Annotated in this window: 11 protein-coding genes; 5 read left to right on the top strand and 6 right to left on the bottom strand. The window is 70.0% G+C overall.

From position 1 onward, the window contains the following. Positions 1-8 precede the first annotated feature (8 nt). From ppc to ACIRRA_RS04640, 3 genes are read right to left on the bottom strand one after another with little or no spacing between them, the layout of a single operon-like run. Positions 9-2,771, bottom strand: a complete 2,763-nt coding sequence (gene ppc, locus ACIRRA_RS04650; protein WP_402763043.1) for a phosphoenolpyruvate carboxylase — start codon at positions 2,769-2,771, stop codon at positions 9-11. A gap of 58 nt (positions 2,772-2,829) precedes the next feature. Then, the gene (locus ACIRRA_RS04645; RefSeq protein ID WP_402763701.1) at positions 2,830-5,496 is read right to left on the bottom strand and encodes a GNAT family N-acetyltransferase; all 2,667 of its coding nucleotides are present in this window, start codon (positions 5,494-5,496) and stop codon (positions 2,830-2,832) included. 28 nt (positions 5,497-5,524) lie between these two features. Continuing rightward, entirely contained in the window at positions 5,525-6,799 is a 1,275-nt protein-coding gene (locus tag ACIRRA_RS04640; RefSeq protein ID WP_402763040.1) for an acetoin utilization protein AcuC, read from the bottom strand. A gap of 219 nt (positions 6,800-7,018) precedes the next feature. On the opposite strand from ACIRRA_RS04640, the gene ACIRRA_RS04635 reads away from it, so the two are divergent. Next, positions 7,019-7,705: an iron dependent repressor, metal binding and dimerization domain protein gene (locus tag ACIRRA_RS04635; RefSeq protein ID WP_354837046.1), complete on the top strand. Its 687-nt coding sequence runs from the start codon at positions 7,019-7,021 to the stop codon at positions 7,703-7,705. 3 nt (positions 7,706-7,708) lie between these two features. Then, complete coding sequence (gene galE / locus ACIRRA_RS04630) at positions 7,709-8,689, top strand: UDP-glucose 4-epimerase GalE (RefSeq protein WP_402763038.1); 981 nt, start codon at positions 7,709-7,711, stop codon at positions 8,687-8,689. A gap of 22 nt (positions 8,690-8,711) precedes the next feature. Here galE and ACIRRA_RS04625 read toward each other — a convergent pair whose 3' ends face one another. Beyond that, the gene (locus ACIRRA_RS04625; RefSeq protein WP_402763035.1) at positions 8,712-9,920 is read right to left on the bottom strand and encodes a DUF4192 domain-containing protein; all 1,209 of its coding nucleotides are present in this window, start codon (positions 9,918-9,920) and stop codon (positions 8,712-8,714) included. A 287-nt stretch (positions 9,921-10,207) separates the two neighbouring features. Then, on the bottom strand, positions 10,208-10,612 hold the full coding sequence (locus tag ACIRRA_RS04620; RefSeq protein WP_356998227.1) for a VOC family protein: 405 nt from the start codon (positions 10,610-10,612) through the stop codon (positions 10,208-10,210). A 97-nt stretch (positions 10,613-10,709) separates the two neighbouring features. On the opposite strand from ACIRRA_RS04620, the gene ACIRRA_RS04615 reads away from it, so the two are divergent. Then, complete coding sequence (locus ACIRRA_RS04615) at positions 10,710-11,657, top strand: helix-turn-helix transcriptional regulator (protein WP_402763033.1); 948 nt, start codon at positions 10,710-10,712, stop codon at positions 11,655-11,657. A gap of 124 nt (positions 11,658-11,781) precedes the next feature. Then, positions 11,782-12,342, top strand: coding sequence for a hypothetical protein (locus tag ACIRRA_RS04610; RefSeq protein WP_402763030.1), 561 nt, complete (start codon positions 11,782-11,784; stop codon positions 12,340-12,342). Between the two features lie 72 nt (positions 12,343-12,414). Here ACIRRA_RS04610 and ACIRRA_RS04605 read toward each other — a convergent pair whose 3' ends face one another. Further along, positions 12,415-13,122 carry a sensor domain-containing protein gene (locus ACIRRA_RS04605; RefSeq protein ID WP_402763029.1) on the bottom strand — a complete coding sequence of 236 codons (708 nt, stop codon included), beginning with the start codon at positions 13,120-13,122 and terminating at the stop codon, positions 12,415-12,417. A 182-nt stretch (positions 13,123-13,304) separates the two neighbouring features. Here ACIRRA_RS04605 and ACIRRA_RS04600 point away from each other — a divergent pair, with 182 nt between their 5' ends. Continuing rightward, positions 13,305-14,258: a proteasome assembly chaperone family protein gene (locus tag ACIRRA_RS04600; RefSeq protein ID WP_402763026.1), complete on the top strand. Its 954-nt coding sequence runs from the start codon at positions 13,305-13,307 to the stop codon at positions 14,256-14,258. The last annotated feature ends 33 nt before the right edge of the window (positions 14,259-14,291 follow it).

Genomic DNA, 14,291 nt, shown 5'->3' with positions numbered 1-14,291 from the left:
GTGTGCGGCTAGCCGGAGTTGCGGAGTGCGGTGGCGAGGCCGTTCATGGTGAGCAGGATGCCGCGCTCGACCAGTTCGGAGGTGTCGCCGGCACGGCGGCGGCGTAGCAGTTCGACCTGGAGCTGGTTGAGGGGTTCGAGGTACGGGAACCGGTTGTGGATGGATTCGGCCAGGGCCGGGTTGTCGGCGAGGAGTTCGTCGGTACCCGTGATGGCGGCGTGCATACGGGCGGTACGGGTGAACTCGCCGCAGATCATGTGGAAGACGGTGTCGCGCAGGGCTTTATCGGGGACCAGGTCGGCGTAGGAGGCGGCGATGTCCATGTCCGCCTTGGCCATCACCTGGGCCAGGTTGGAGAGGACGGTTCGGAAGAAGGGCCAGCGGCGGTAGAGGTCGGAGAGGGTGGCCAGGCGGGCCGGGTCGTCGCCGATCCACTGTTCGAACGCGGTGCCGGTTCCATACCAGCCGGGGAGCATGACGCGGGACTGGCTCCAGGCCATGACCCACGGGATGGCGCGCAGGTCGTAGACGGAGTTGGTGGGCTTGCGGGAGGCGGGGCGGCTGCCCAGGTTCAGGTCGGCGACCTCCGCGATCGGGGTGGAAGCCCGGAAGTAGTCGACGAAGCCGGGGGTCTCGTGGACCAGCTTCGAGTACGCGGTGCGGGCCAATTCGGCCAGCTCGTCCAGCATTTCGTAGGCGGGTTCGGCATCCGCGCCCAGGCCCTCGACATCGAGCAGGGTGGACTCCAGGGTGCCCGCGACGAGCGCCTCCAGATTGCGGTAGGCGGTGCCGGGATCGGCGTACTTGGTGGAGATGACCTCGCCCTGCTCGGTCAGGCGCAGCGCACCGCGCACCGCACCGGCGGGCTGGGCCAGGATGGCGTCGTAGCTGCGGCCACCGCCGCGACCGACGGTGCCGCCGCGACCGTGGAAGAGCCGCAGGCGGATTCCGGTCTTACGGGCCACCTCCACCAGGTTCAGCTCGGCGCGATACAGCGCCCAGTTGGCGGCCAGATACCCGCCGTCCTTGTTGGAGTCGGAGTAGCCGAGCATGACCTCCTGCTGCATGCCACGCGCGGCCACCAGGCGCTGATAGGCGGGCACTTCCAGTGCGGCGCCGAGGATTTCGGCGCCGTCGCGCAGGTCGTCGATGGTCTCGAACAGCGGCACCACCCCGACCGGACTGGACGGCGGAGTACCCGCGTCGCCCGGATCGAGGATGCTCGCCTCCTTCAGGAGCAGGGCGGCTTCGAGCATGTCGCTCACCGAGGTGCACATGCTGATGATGTAGTTGGGCACGGTGTCCGGGCCCAGATCGTCGAGCGCGGCCTTGGCGGCGCGCACCACTCCGAGTTCCTTGGCGGCGAGCTCGCTCAGCACCGCGCTCGGTCCGACCAGCGGCCGCCGTGTGGTCAATTCGGCGGACAGCAACTCGACCCGCCGCGCCTCGTCGAGGGAGGCATAGTCGGGATGCACTCCGGCCCAGGCGAACAGCTCGGCCACGACCTGCTCGTGGGTTTCGGAATTCTGGCGCATGTCCAGGCCCTGCAGATGAAACCCGAAGGTCTGCACCGCGGCCCGCAGCGTGGCCAGCTGGTCATCGGCCAGCAGCCCGTCACCGGACGCGCGCATGGACGCGTCGACCACGCCCAGGTCGGCCAGCAGCTGCGCGGGCCCGGCGTACGGCTGCGCGCCGACATCGATGCCGTCCGCGGGGATCTCCCCCAGCGCCCGGCACGCGGTGGCACTCAGCCGCGCGCGGATACCGCGGAGGGCGCGGCGGTACGGCTCGTCGGCGCGCTGCGGTGAATCGTCGAATCCGGCGTCGGCGAGAGCCGACAGTTCCGGGGTCACCGGCACCAGCCGCGCCGACTGCGACAGCGTCTTCTCCAGTTCCAGCAGCGATTTGAGGTAGCGGTCGAACGCGACCGCACCCGCGCGGTGGGTGGCCCGGTGCACCACGTCGGCGGTGACGAAGGGATTGCCGTCCCGGTCGCCGCCGATCCACGAGCCGGGCCGCAGGATCGGGCGCGCCAGTAGTTCGTGTCCGGGCCACCGCGATCGCAGCGCGGCCCGCACCTGGTCGTTGATGCGCGGGATGACATCGAACAGCGTCAGGTCGTAGTAGCGCAGCCCGACCTCGATCTCGTCCTGAATCCGCAGGCGCGCCAGCCGGATCAGCGCCGCCCGCCACAGCTGCAGCACCTGCCGGCGGATATCGACCTCGAGCTCGGCGAACTCCGGCTCGTATTTGTTGTAGCGCTGCCGCTGCCGCATGAGCTCGGTGATCCGGGCCTGCACATCGAAGATGGTGCGGCGCCGGGTCTCGGTCGGATGCGCGGTGATGACCGGCGACACCAGGGCATCGGCGAGCAGGTCGGCCACCACGTCCCCGTCCGGTCCGGTGGCGTCGAGCTTGCGGTAGGTGGCGGCCAGGCTGGAATCCTGGGGCGGCTCCCCCGCCGCCACGTGCACCGCGCGCCGCCGATCCCGCTGCAGGTCCTCGGCCAGATTGGCCAGCAGCAGGAAGTGGCTGAAGGCGCGGATCACCGGGATGGCGGTGCGGATGTCGACATCGCGCAGCATGTCGGCCACCGCGCTGCGCTCCACCTCGGAACGGCGAATCCGGAAGGCCTCCACCCGGACCCGCTCGATCAGGTCGAAGATCTCCGCACCCTCGTGGTCGCGAATGGTGTCACCGAGGATCCCGCCGAGGAACCGGATGTCGTCGCGCAGCGGCGCGGTCGCTGTCTCGATCTGGTTTGCCTGCACTACGTTCGCCTCTCCGAAGCACTGCTTCTTGGTGTCCCGGGCCGCTCGGGGCGGCCGCTCAACCCATCCGGCGCGGACCGATGTCGAACCTGTTGGGTTCCGGCCCGATCCGCACCCGTCCGTACAGCACGGCCGCGCCCTCCGGCGAGGCCAGTACCGGTTCGCACTGCAGCTCCCGTACCTCCGGCAGGTCGTCGCAGAGCGCCGAGATCCGTTGCGCCAGTTCGGCCAGCGCGCCCTTGTCCACCGGTTTGCCGATATCGCGGCCGCCCACGGTGCCCGACAGCAGCGGGGCGGCGCGGGGCGCGTCGATGAGTTCGGCCGACTCCGCCTCGGTCAGCGGCAGCGCCCGGTAGACGTGATCGCCGAGCAGATCGATGATGGTGCCCGAGAGCCCGAAACTGATGACCGAACCGAACGACGGGTCGTCCTGCACCCGGAAGGTGCAGCCCACGCCCTTGGTGGCCATACGCTGAATGTGCACCGGATTGCCCGAGATCTCGCTCAGGTCGGTGAACGCGCGCCGCACCGCGTCCGGGCGCCACAGATCCAGCCGCACCCCGGTGAGATCCGGCCGATTGCGCCACATTTCGCCGGTCGCCTTGGCCGCCACCGGGAACCCCAGCTCCTCGGCCGCGTCCACCGCGGCGTCGGCGTCGAGCACCTCGCGGAACTCCACCACGCGAATTCCATAGCAGCCCAGCAGTTCCGCCGCCTGCAGGTCGGTGAGCCAGTGTGCCGAGTCCTCGTTCATCCACTCCGCCACCAGTTCCCGTGCCCGCGCGGTATCGACGCCGCCCGGACGGACCACCGGCGACAGCGGGCGGGTACGCCAGTCGGCGTAGCGGCGCGCCCGGGCCAGCGCCCGCGCGGCCCGTTCCGGATCCCCGTAGGAGGGAATGGAACCGCGCTCGAGAACTCCGCCCAGCCCGCGCGTGGCGAGCAGGTTGGGCATGCCCTGATCGGCGACGAAGGTGGCGAGAACCGGTGTGGCGGGATCGGATTGGGCGCCGGAGCGAATGGCCTCGGCATAGGAGGCGACCGCCGTCGGCACCGGCGGCGAATAGATGACGATAACCGCGTCCACGGCCTGGTCGGTGACCGCCGCGGCGACGGCGGTCAGGTAGTCCGCCGGACTCGCCTGCGGCCCGAGGTCGGTGGGCTCATCGACCTCGAGTCCCTCCCCGCGCGCCGCGTCGACCGCCAGCCAGCTCAGTGCGGCGCTGTTGCCGACCACGGCCAGGCGCGGCCCGGCGGGCAACGGCTGATAGGCCAGCAGCATGGCGCAGTCGAAAAGCTCGGTGATGGAATCGACCTGGATGATCCCGGCCTGCGCGAACAGATTCCGCACCAGCGACCGATCCAGGTCGCGGTCCCCGTCCACCGGTGCGGCGTTGCGGCCGCTGTTCACGGCCACAATGGGTTTGGTGTGCGCGACCCGCCGCGCGATGCGGGAGAACTTGCGCGGATTGCCGAAGGTCTCCAGGTACAGCAGCACCACATCGGTGTCCGGATCGCTGTCCCAGTACTGGAGCAGGTCGTTGCCGGAGACGTCGGCGCGGTTACCGGCCGAGACGAAGGTGGACAGTCCCAGCTGCCGCGCCGCCGCCTCACCGAGAATGGCCGCGCCCAATGGTCCGGACTGGCAGAAGAATCCGATGCGCCCGCGCCCGGGCAGCACGGGTGCGAGGGTTGCGTTCAGGGCGATCCGCGGATCGGTATTGGCGATACCGAGCGCGCTCGGCCCCACCACCCGCATGCCGTGCGCCCGCGCCGCGTCGACCAGCTCCCTCTCGGCCTGATAGCCGTACGGCCCGGTCTCGGAGAATCCGGCGGTCAGCACCACCAGACCCTTGACGCCCTTGGCCATGCAATCGTCGAGCACCGACCCGATCTCGGTGGCGGGCACCGCGATCACCGCCAGATCGACCTCGTCGGGAATGTCGCGCACCGTCGGATACGCCCGCACCCCGCGCACCGCCGTGCGATTGCGGTTCACCGGGAACACCGGTCCCTGGTAGGCCCCCGACAGCAGGTTGGCCAGCACCGCGCCGCCCACTCGGCTGGTCGACGGCGTCGCCCCGATCACCGCGATGGACTTGGGCGACAACAGGTTCCCGACACTGCGCGCCTCCGAGGCCCGCTCCCGCGAATCCCGCACCGACAGCAGCGCCTCGGTGGGGTCGACGGCGAACTCCAGATGCAGCACCGACCCGTCGCGACTGCGCTGCACCTGATATCCGGCATCCCGGAACACCTGCACCATGGCATTGTTCTCGGCCAGCACCTCGGCCACGAAGGTCTCGATATCGTTCTCGGCCGCCGCGCCCGCCAGATGCTCGAGCAGAATCGAACCCAGCCCACGCCCCTGATGGCCATCGGCGACCACGAAGGCCACCTCGGCCGCACGGGGTCCCGGCCGATCGGCCAGGTACTCGTAGCGGCCCACCGCGATGATCTCGTCGCCGAGCTCGGTCACCAGCCCGACCCGGTCCCGATAGTCGACGTGCGTGGTCCGGTACAGATCCTTCGGCGTCATGCGTGGGTACGGACCGAAGTACCGCAGATACCGGGTGCGGTCCGACAACCCCTCGTGGAAACGCTCCAGCGCCTCCGCGTCGTCGGGGGTGATCGGCCGCAATCCCACCACGCCACCGTCGGAGGCCAGCACGTCGGCGAACCAATGCTCCGGCGGCGGAGGCGGATTCACGGGTGTGCCGGGCATGTCCGACGGCAGGGGCGGGGCGGCGGAGTCAGTCACGGGGATCCTCCGGATCCAGGCCGAGCAGGCCGAAACTCGCCCGGCGCGTAGCCAATACGGATATGTCGAGAGCCCGGCGGGCGCGGTCGGCGCGCTCGTCCCCGGTTTCGCGGCCGCCCCCGGGGCCGTCCCAGCGCGCGAAACCGATGTCCGCCCCGTCGCCCATGCTCTCGGGCACGGCGACCATGGGCGCGTAGGCGCCCACCTGCTCACGCCACTGCGGCGGCGTCGGGGTGGCGGGATCGATGGTGCGGTCCAGAGCGGTTGCCAGCAAATGGGTCCAGGCCCGGGGCACCACCCGGATCAGCCCGTACCCGCCGCCGCCGACCGCCAGCCAGCGGCCCTCGGCGTACCGGTCGGCGAGATCGCGCATGGCGATGAAGGCCGTGCGCTGACCGTCCACGGTGAGCTCCAGATCCGCCAGCGGATCCTCGCGATGAGTGTCGACCCCGCACTGGCTGATCACGATCTGCGGCCGGAACGCCGCCAGCGCGCCCGGCACCACGGCATGGAAACCGCGCAGCCACAACGGATCCCGGGTACCGGGCATGATCGGCAGATTGATCGCGGTCCCCTCGGCCGGACCCGAGCCCGTCTCCTCCGGCCATCCGGTGTTGGGCCACAGCGTCGCCGGGTGCTGGTGCACCGAGATGGTCAGCACGCGCGGGTCGCCGTAGAACACCCGCTGCACGCCGTCACCGTGGTGCACATCCACATCGACATAGGCGATGCGGTCGAACCCGTTGTCCAGCAACCACGAAATCGCCACCGCTACATCGTTGTACACACAGAACCCCGCTGCCGAGGCCGGCATGGCGTGATGCATGCCACCACCGATGCTCACCGCCCGCCGGGTGCGCCCGGCCGCGATCTCCTGCGCCGCGGCCAGGGTGCCGCCCACGATCACCGAGGCCGCCTCGTGCATGTGCGGGAAGACCGGATTGTCGGCCGAGCCGAGTCCGTAGGGCGGCGCGGTCGGAGCGGGTCCGGGAGGTTGCTGAGCGTGCTTGACCGCCTCGATGTAGTCGTGGGTGTGCACCCGCAGCAGTTCCGATTCCGCGGCCGCCCCGGGTGTGATCCGCTCCACACCGTCGAGCAGTCCGAGCCCCTCGGCGAGCGCCATGGTGAACTGCAGCCGCACCGGCCGCATGGGATGCTCCGGGGTCCAGGTGTAATCGAGGAACCGGTCGGACCAGACGATGGTTCCATCGCCGGCAGCGGTTCCATCGCCAATGGGGGTTCCGTCACCACGAACTCGGCCAGGCATACCTGCCACGCTAATGCGTCGCACGAGTTCGTACGCTTTGGGCACCGCAATGCTGTCGTACCGGGATGGCAGGGTATCGCCGACGCTGTGTGCGCTCGAAGAACCCGCAGGGAACACGCTGCCCGTCCTGGGTGTTGACAGTGCGTTCGCGAAATAAGCTGTCGCCCGGTGCAGCCGCCGTGCATGGGTAGAATTCGTGCCGACGAAGGGGTTTAACAGGTGAAGGATCTGGTCGACACCACGGAGATGTATCTCCGTACCATCTACGACCTCGAGGAGGAGGGTGTCACGCCGCTGCGCGCGCGCATCGCCGAACGTCTCGAGCAGAGCGGCCCGACCGTGAGTCAGACGGTCGCGCGGATGGAGCGCGACGGCCTGCTGACCGTTGCCGGTGATCGCCACCTCGAACTGACCGAGAAGGGCCGCGCCATGGCGGTCGCAGTGATGCGCAAGCACCGGCTCGCCGAGCGGTTGCTGGTCGACATCATCGGGCTGGAGTGGGAGAACGTCCACGCCGAGGCGTGCCGCTGGGAGCACGTGATGAGCGAGGAGGTCGAACGCCGTCTGGTCGAGGTGCTCAACCACCCCACCACCTCCCCCTACGGCAATCCCATTCCGGGCCTGGACGAACTGGGCCTGCAGGCCAATGCCTCGGCCGACGAGAAGCTCGTCCGGCTCAGCGATCTGCCGACCGGGCAGGCGCAGGCCGTGGTGGTGCGCCGGCTCTCGGAGCACATCCAGACCGATCCGGAGACCATCAATCAACTCCGGGAGGCGGGCGTGGTGCCCGATGCCCGCGTGACCGTGGAGACCAAACCGGGTGCGGTGATCATCTCGGTGCCCGGCCATGAGGGATTCGAACTGTCCGACGAGATGGCGCATGCCGTCCAAGTGAAGTTGGTCTGATACGTGAAGCTTCTGGTTACCGGAGGCGCCGGCTACGTCGGTGGCGTCTGCGCGCAGGTTCTGCTCGAGGACGGCCACGAGGTCGTGGTCGTCGATGATCTGTCCACCGGCAATGCCGACGGCGTCCCGGCCGGGGCCAAGTTCGTCGAGGGCGATATCGCCACCGCGGGCGCCGAGCTCATCGCGGCCGAATCCTTCGATGGCGTGCTGCATTTCGCGGCCCAGTCGCTGGTCGGCGAATCGGTGGTAGCGCCGGAGAAGTACTGGCACGGCAATGTGGTGAAGACCCTCTCGCTGCTCGAGGCCATGCGAGACGCGGGCACCCCGCGGCTGGTGTTCTCCTCCACCGCGGCCGTGTACGGCGAGCCGGAGCAGGTGCCGATCGTCGAGGACGCACTCAAGCAGCCGACCAATCCGTACGGCGCATCGAAGCTGTCCATCGACTACGCCATCACTTCGTACGCGGCGGCGCACGGTCTGGCCGCGACCAGCCTGCGCTACTTCAATGTGGCCGGCGCGTATGCCGGGCTCGGCGAGAACCGTGTGGTGGAAACCCATCTCATCCCCCTGGTGTTGCAGACCGCACTGGGTCATCGTGAGTCGATCTCGGTGTTCGGCACCGACTACCCGACGCCGGACGGCACCGCGGTGCGCGACTACATCCACATTCGTGATCTGGCGCAGGCGCACCTGCGGGCGCTGGTGCAGTCGCAACCGGGCGTGCACCGCATCTTCAATCTGGGCAGCGGCACCGGTTTCTCGGTGCGCGAGGTCATTTCGGCGTGCGCGCGGGTGACGGGCCTGCCGATCAATTCGGCGGACGCGCCGCGCCGCGCCGGTGACCCGGCCGTGCTGATCGCCTCCAGCGCCAAGGCCATCGCCGAACTCGGCTGGCGGCCCGAGCACACCGATCTCGACGAGATCGTCTCCGACGCCTGGGATTTCCTGCGCTCGCTGGGCGACCGCGCGCACAGCGCGCGCTGAGTCCGCGGCGCCGGTCGCATTGTCATCGCGGCTCCGGCCCGAGGTGGATGCCGAGTTCGGCGGCCGCCTCCCGGCCGGAGTCTGCGAGGCGGCCCAGCCGCTCCGGTCGCAGGCCCGTCTGTAAGCCGAGGTCCAGCAGCATCGCCATGCGGTGCTTCGGATCGGCGGCCAGCGCGGCGTCCAGCGCCACGCCCGCGAGCGGGCCGTCCCCGCGCGTGTAGGCGCAATAGCCCACCAGCGCCGCCGCTTCGGCGCGATCCGGATCCGGCAGCGCCCGCGCCAGCTGGAGCCACAGCGCCTCCGCGCCGTCGGCGCGCGGGCCCGGAGCGAGCCCGAACATGATGTCGCGCAGTGCCGAATCCCGCAGCGCCACGGCCACATCCGCCACCTCGGCCGGCGTCAGCCGGGCACCGGCCTCGACTCGTTCCAGGTAGCGCAGCACCCGGCATACCTCGACCCGTAACTGCACGCGCGGATCACCGTGCTGCACAATCCGGGCCAGCCGGCGGACCGCGGCAGCGACCGCCGCATCCAGGGCGGTGGCGGTGGCGTCGCGCGCCACCGGGTCGACGGCGAGGATATCGGTCAGCTCCCGCCGGGAACCACGCAGCGGCCGGCCCGCCAGCACGTGCCGCAGCGTCACCATCGAGGCCGTCGGATCCGGCTGCAGTCCGCGCGACCACGGTCCGGTCAGCGTCCACCACGGAAGTTCCGCACCGATGGCCTGCACCGCCCAGGCCCCGGCCAGCGACACGGCGTCGACATCGAGCCGATGTTCCAGCGCCGCAACGAGATCGTGGTGCTTACGCGCCCGCACGCCCCGGTGCTCGCGGGTCGGCACCGTGGCCCGGTCGTCGACGACGAGGGCGAGCGCCGCGACGGCCCGGTGCCGTACGCAGATGCCCGCGACCCGCTCGACCAGCATCCCCATCGCACTCCGCCCGGGATTGTCCAGATCCATCCGGGTCACCACCTCGACCGCCGCGATGTCGGGCGCGGCCGGATCCGCTCGCAGCACCGTCACGACCAGCGATCGGGCGGGCATGAACCCGAGCATGGCCGGGACGGCCGCGATCAGATCACCGGGCGCCCGCAGCCGCTCCCCGGGATCTTCGAACGGAGGATCGGCGGCATGTTCGGGGCGATCTGGTGGCTCGGGCTCGACGGCCGACTTCGACTCGACGGGTGGAGTGGGCTCGACGGGCGGGGTGGGTTCGTTGGGTGCGTTCATGCCGTCGAGAGTGCGCCGCGCCGCAGACCGCCCCGGGCGGCCGACCTCGGGTTTCGCCGAGGCTGTGGATGTTCCGGCGCGCCGTGGACTGCTCGGCGCGCCCCGGGCCGCCACGGCCGCGAGCTGTCGGTGCCCGCTGCTACCGTGCGCCCGAACTGCCGAACCCAGACTTGAAATGTATTCGTTTCATTTTGGCCGAGCGGCCGCGGTCACGCTGTTACAGTCCGCCTCGGCACTGATCCTGCGCAGCGCCGGAAGGAGTACCGCGCCATGCCGAGAACGATTCATCACGGCCGCGACTCACCCAGGATCTCCAGGTAGTGCGGATTGGACATGATGCCCAGGACATTGCCGAACGGGTCCACCACCGAGGCCGTCACGAACCCGGTCCCCTCGCCGCGTTCGATGATCGGCTCGTAGACGGTGGCTCCCATGTCGAGCAGTCGCCCGAAGGTGGCCGCCACATCGTCGACGTGCCAGTTCACGATCTGGCCGCCCGGGACATCCGGGTGGGAGGGCGCGAACTTCCTGTTGATGATCCCGAGCTCGGCCTGGTAGTCGCCGATGCGGAACTCGTAGTACCCGCCCGGCACGGTGAAATACGGTGCGACACCGAGCAGTTCGCTGTACCAGTCCTTGGCCGCCTCCAGATCGTCGGCGAAGTAGTTCACGGTGGCCATTCCACGCAGCATGGTCGTCCTCCTGGGTCGGGGGTGGTTCTCGGTCTGAATCCATCATCGTGCTCAAAGTGCTCACCGAATGAGCACTTTTCCGGGCAGAATTCCGGATATGCGCGCGGATCGATTGGTGGCCACCCTGCTGTTCCTGCAGACTCGGGGCCGGGTGACCGCGGCCGAGGTCGCGACCGAGCTCGAGGTGTCGGTGGCCACCGCGCGCCGGGACCTGGAGGCCCTGTCCACGGCCGGGATTCCGATCTATCCGCAGCCCGGACGCGGCGGCGGCTGGGCGCTGGTGGGCGGCGCGCGCACGGACCTCAGCGGCCTCACCGCCGCCGAGGCCCAGGCACTGTTCCTGCTGCTGGGCCCGGTGGCGACGGCCACACCCGCGGCCAGGTCGGCCCTGCGGAAACTGTTGCGCGCCTTGCCGCAGCCCTTCCGCACCGAGGCCGAGGCGGCGGTAGGCGCGATCGCGGTGGACCCGGCCCGCTGGGGCGGTTCGGATCAGCGGCCGCCCGCCCTTGTGGACGAGTTGCAGCGAGCGGTGGTGCGCCGCCGACGGATCCGGTTCGCCTACGACCGGGCCGGGCAGCGGACCGAGCGGGTGGTCGATCCGTGGGGCCTGGTGGACAAGGACGGCAACTGGTACCTGGTGGCCGGAACCGAGCACGGGCAGCGGACCTTCCGCGTGGATCGGATCTCCACCCTGGCGATCACCGACGAGATCGCCCACCGGCCGGAGGATTTCGACCTGCCGACGGCCTGGTCGGAGGTGGTCGAGGAGGTCGAACGGCAGCGCTCCGCCCTCTCGGCCACCGTGCTGATCCCGGCCACGCTCGCGCCGGTGCTGCGCAAACAGCAAGGGCGGCACTGCGTTCTGGACGGCACGGCCGGCGACGGGCGGGTCCGAGCCCGGGTCACCGCGCCGACGCCGCTCATGATCGCCCAGCAGCTGGCGGGCTGGGGCGCGGCCCTCGAGGTGGTCGAGCCGGAGTCGGTGCGCGCCGAACTCGCCCGGCTCGGTGCCGAGCTGGTACAGCGCTATCGAACCGGCGGGTGACCGCTTCGCTGTTATGCGATAACCGAATCATGTTGCAGCAGTGGCGATTTCGCTCAATTGAACGGCCCGCCACTGTTACAGTCCGCCCGGCGCGACCCCTTCAACGCGCCGAAAGGATTCACCCATGAGTAATCAGCTCTCCCCGGACCTGCGACGGGCCGCCGCCGGCGCCTGCGCGGCCGCGGCGCTCGCGGTCGTGGCCGGTTCGGTACTGGCCGCCCCGGCCGGGGCGGCGGTCGACAACATCAACGTCGCCGGGCTCACCAGCGACAAGACGTGCTCTGTCGCCAACGGCTGCTCCATCCAGGCCTCGCTGTCCGGCTCCGACCAGCTCAGTCCGGTCGACTTCCTGGTGAACGGGGCGGTCATCGGCACCCTCACCCCGACCTCGTACGGTGCCGGAGCCGCGGCGAACATGCCCTGGCACCCCACCTCCGACGGCACCTACACCGTCGGCGTCCGGCAGGGCCTCGCCCAGGCGACCATCGTCTACGTCGTCGGCCAGGGCGGCTCCTGCCCGCCGGTTTCCTCGCTGTTCCCGGGCTCGTCGAGCAGCGGGTCCGCGGGTAGCGGCTCGGGCGGAAGCGGTTCCGCGGGCAGCGGCTCGGCCAGCGGCTCGGGCGGAAGCGGTTCCGCGGGTAGCGGTTCCGCGTCGGGATCGGCCACCCCGCTTCCCGTCTGCTGATCGGGCCCGGGAGCCGAGATGGGCAGAGGTCGGCTCCTTCCCCGGGTCCGAGCGCTTGCGCTTCCCCGGATCTCAGCCCTTGCGGACCTTGCGCACCGCGGTGGTGAACAGGGCGTCGAGGGCCTCGCTGTCGGAGGTGGACCCGGAGGTCATGTACGTCACCGCGATTCGCACATCGCCGATCTGGCCCACCAGCGTCTGCATGGTCCTGGTGAGACCGATCGCACCCTTGTCGGTGCCGACCGTGCGGCGCAGCGCGAGTGAGTCGTCGGCATTGACCGGCGGCGCCGGATCCAGCTGTGTGGTCACCACCGAGGTGACACCGGAGTGCCCGACGCGCACGGTCTCGCAGCGCTGCAACTGATCTCGCAGGGCCGACAGCGGTTGACCCGACCGGGTGAGCGCCACGGTGAGGGTGGCGCGGGTGGTGTCGTCGGTGCCGACCGCCACCGCCGGGCCCGCGGTGGGCGCGACGGGGGCGCAGGTGTTCGGATCCACTTGCGCCCCCGGCAGGTAGCCCTCGAGATCATTGGCGGCCTGGTTCGCGGCCGCGGCGGGCAGCACGATAGCGGCGTACCGCGACGGGAATTGCGAGGGATCTGGCAGCAGTTCGGCCAGGCCGGTGGCGGAGGTGGCTGACGGAATCGGATTGCGAGCGGCGATCGGATGACCGGAAACCGTGCTCCCGCATGCGGCGAGCAACCCGCCCAGCGCCACGATCCCCACGGTGTGCGCGGTCCTGAGGCTGCTGCGTGCGGGGGTGTGGAAGGGCGCGATCACTCCGCCCAGTATGCCGAAAATCGGCTGTTCACACCGAATGCCACGCCGCGCGGCACACTCCCGGGAATGCGTTTCCGGGCCTGGCTTGTTGCATACCCAGTGCGGGTGGTGCACACCTGTCATGCGCATGAGGGACAATGTGGGTTGGTCGCGTAAGTGGGCCACGCAGGAAGGAGTACGCGATGGACTACGAGTCGCGAATGTACGAGCTGGAGTTCCCGGCTCCGCAGCTGTCGTCCGCCGACGGCTCAGGTCCGGTGCTGGTGCACGGCCTCGAGGGCTTCACCGATGCCGGGCACGCGGTACGCCTCGCCACCACGCATCTGAAGGAGAGCCTCGAGCACGAACTGGTCGCCTCGTTCGACATGGACGAGCTGCTCGACTACCGCTCGCGGCGGCCGCTGATGACCTTCAAGACCGACCACTTCTCCGACTACACCGAGCCGGAACTGAGCCTGTGGGCTCTCAAGGACACCGCCGGCACGCCGTTCCTGCTGCTGGCCGGGCTGGAACCGGACCTGCGCTGGGAGCGGTTCGTCACCGCGGTGCGACTGCTCGCCGAGCAGCTGGGTGTGCGGCGGACCATCGGTCTCAGCGCGATTCCCATGGCGATTCCGCACACCCGCCCCCTCGGCGTCACCGCGCACGCCTCCGACTCCGATCTGATCGGCGATCACCAGCGCTGGCCGGGTGAGCTGCAGGTACCGGGGAGCGCGTCCTCGCTGCTGGAGTTCCGGATGGCCCAGCACGGCCACGAGTCGGTCGGGTTCTCGGTCCATGTGCCGCACTACCTGACCCAGACCGCCTACCCGGAGGCCGCGCAGACGCTGCTGGAGAACGTCGCCGAGAACGCGGGCCTCGAACTGCCGCTGGCCGCGCTCACCGACGCCGCCGCGCGAGTGCGCGAACAGGTCAACGAGCAGATCGCCGGCAACTCCGAGGTGGAGACCGTGGTGGCTGCGCTGGAACGCCAGTACGACAGCTTCGTCACCGCCCAGAAACGCCAGTCCAGTCTGCTGGCCAGTGAGAACGACCTGCCCACCGGCGACGAGCTGGGTGCGGAGTTCGAGCGCTTCCTGGCCGAGCAGGCCGGCTACGCCGACGGCGACGGACCGGAGAACCCGCCGCTGCGGTAGTGGTCGCTACCGGCGTCCACGGCGGCTACCGGT

This window comes from Nocardia sp. NPDC101769 (assembly GCF_044766925.1).
In the GTDB taxonomy this organism is placed as follows: domain Bacteria; phylum Actinomycetota; class Actinomycetes; order Mycobacteriales; family Mycobacteriaceae; genus Nocardia.
This window is presented reverse-complemented; position numbering and strand designations above follow the sequence as displayed.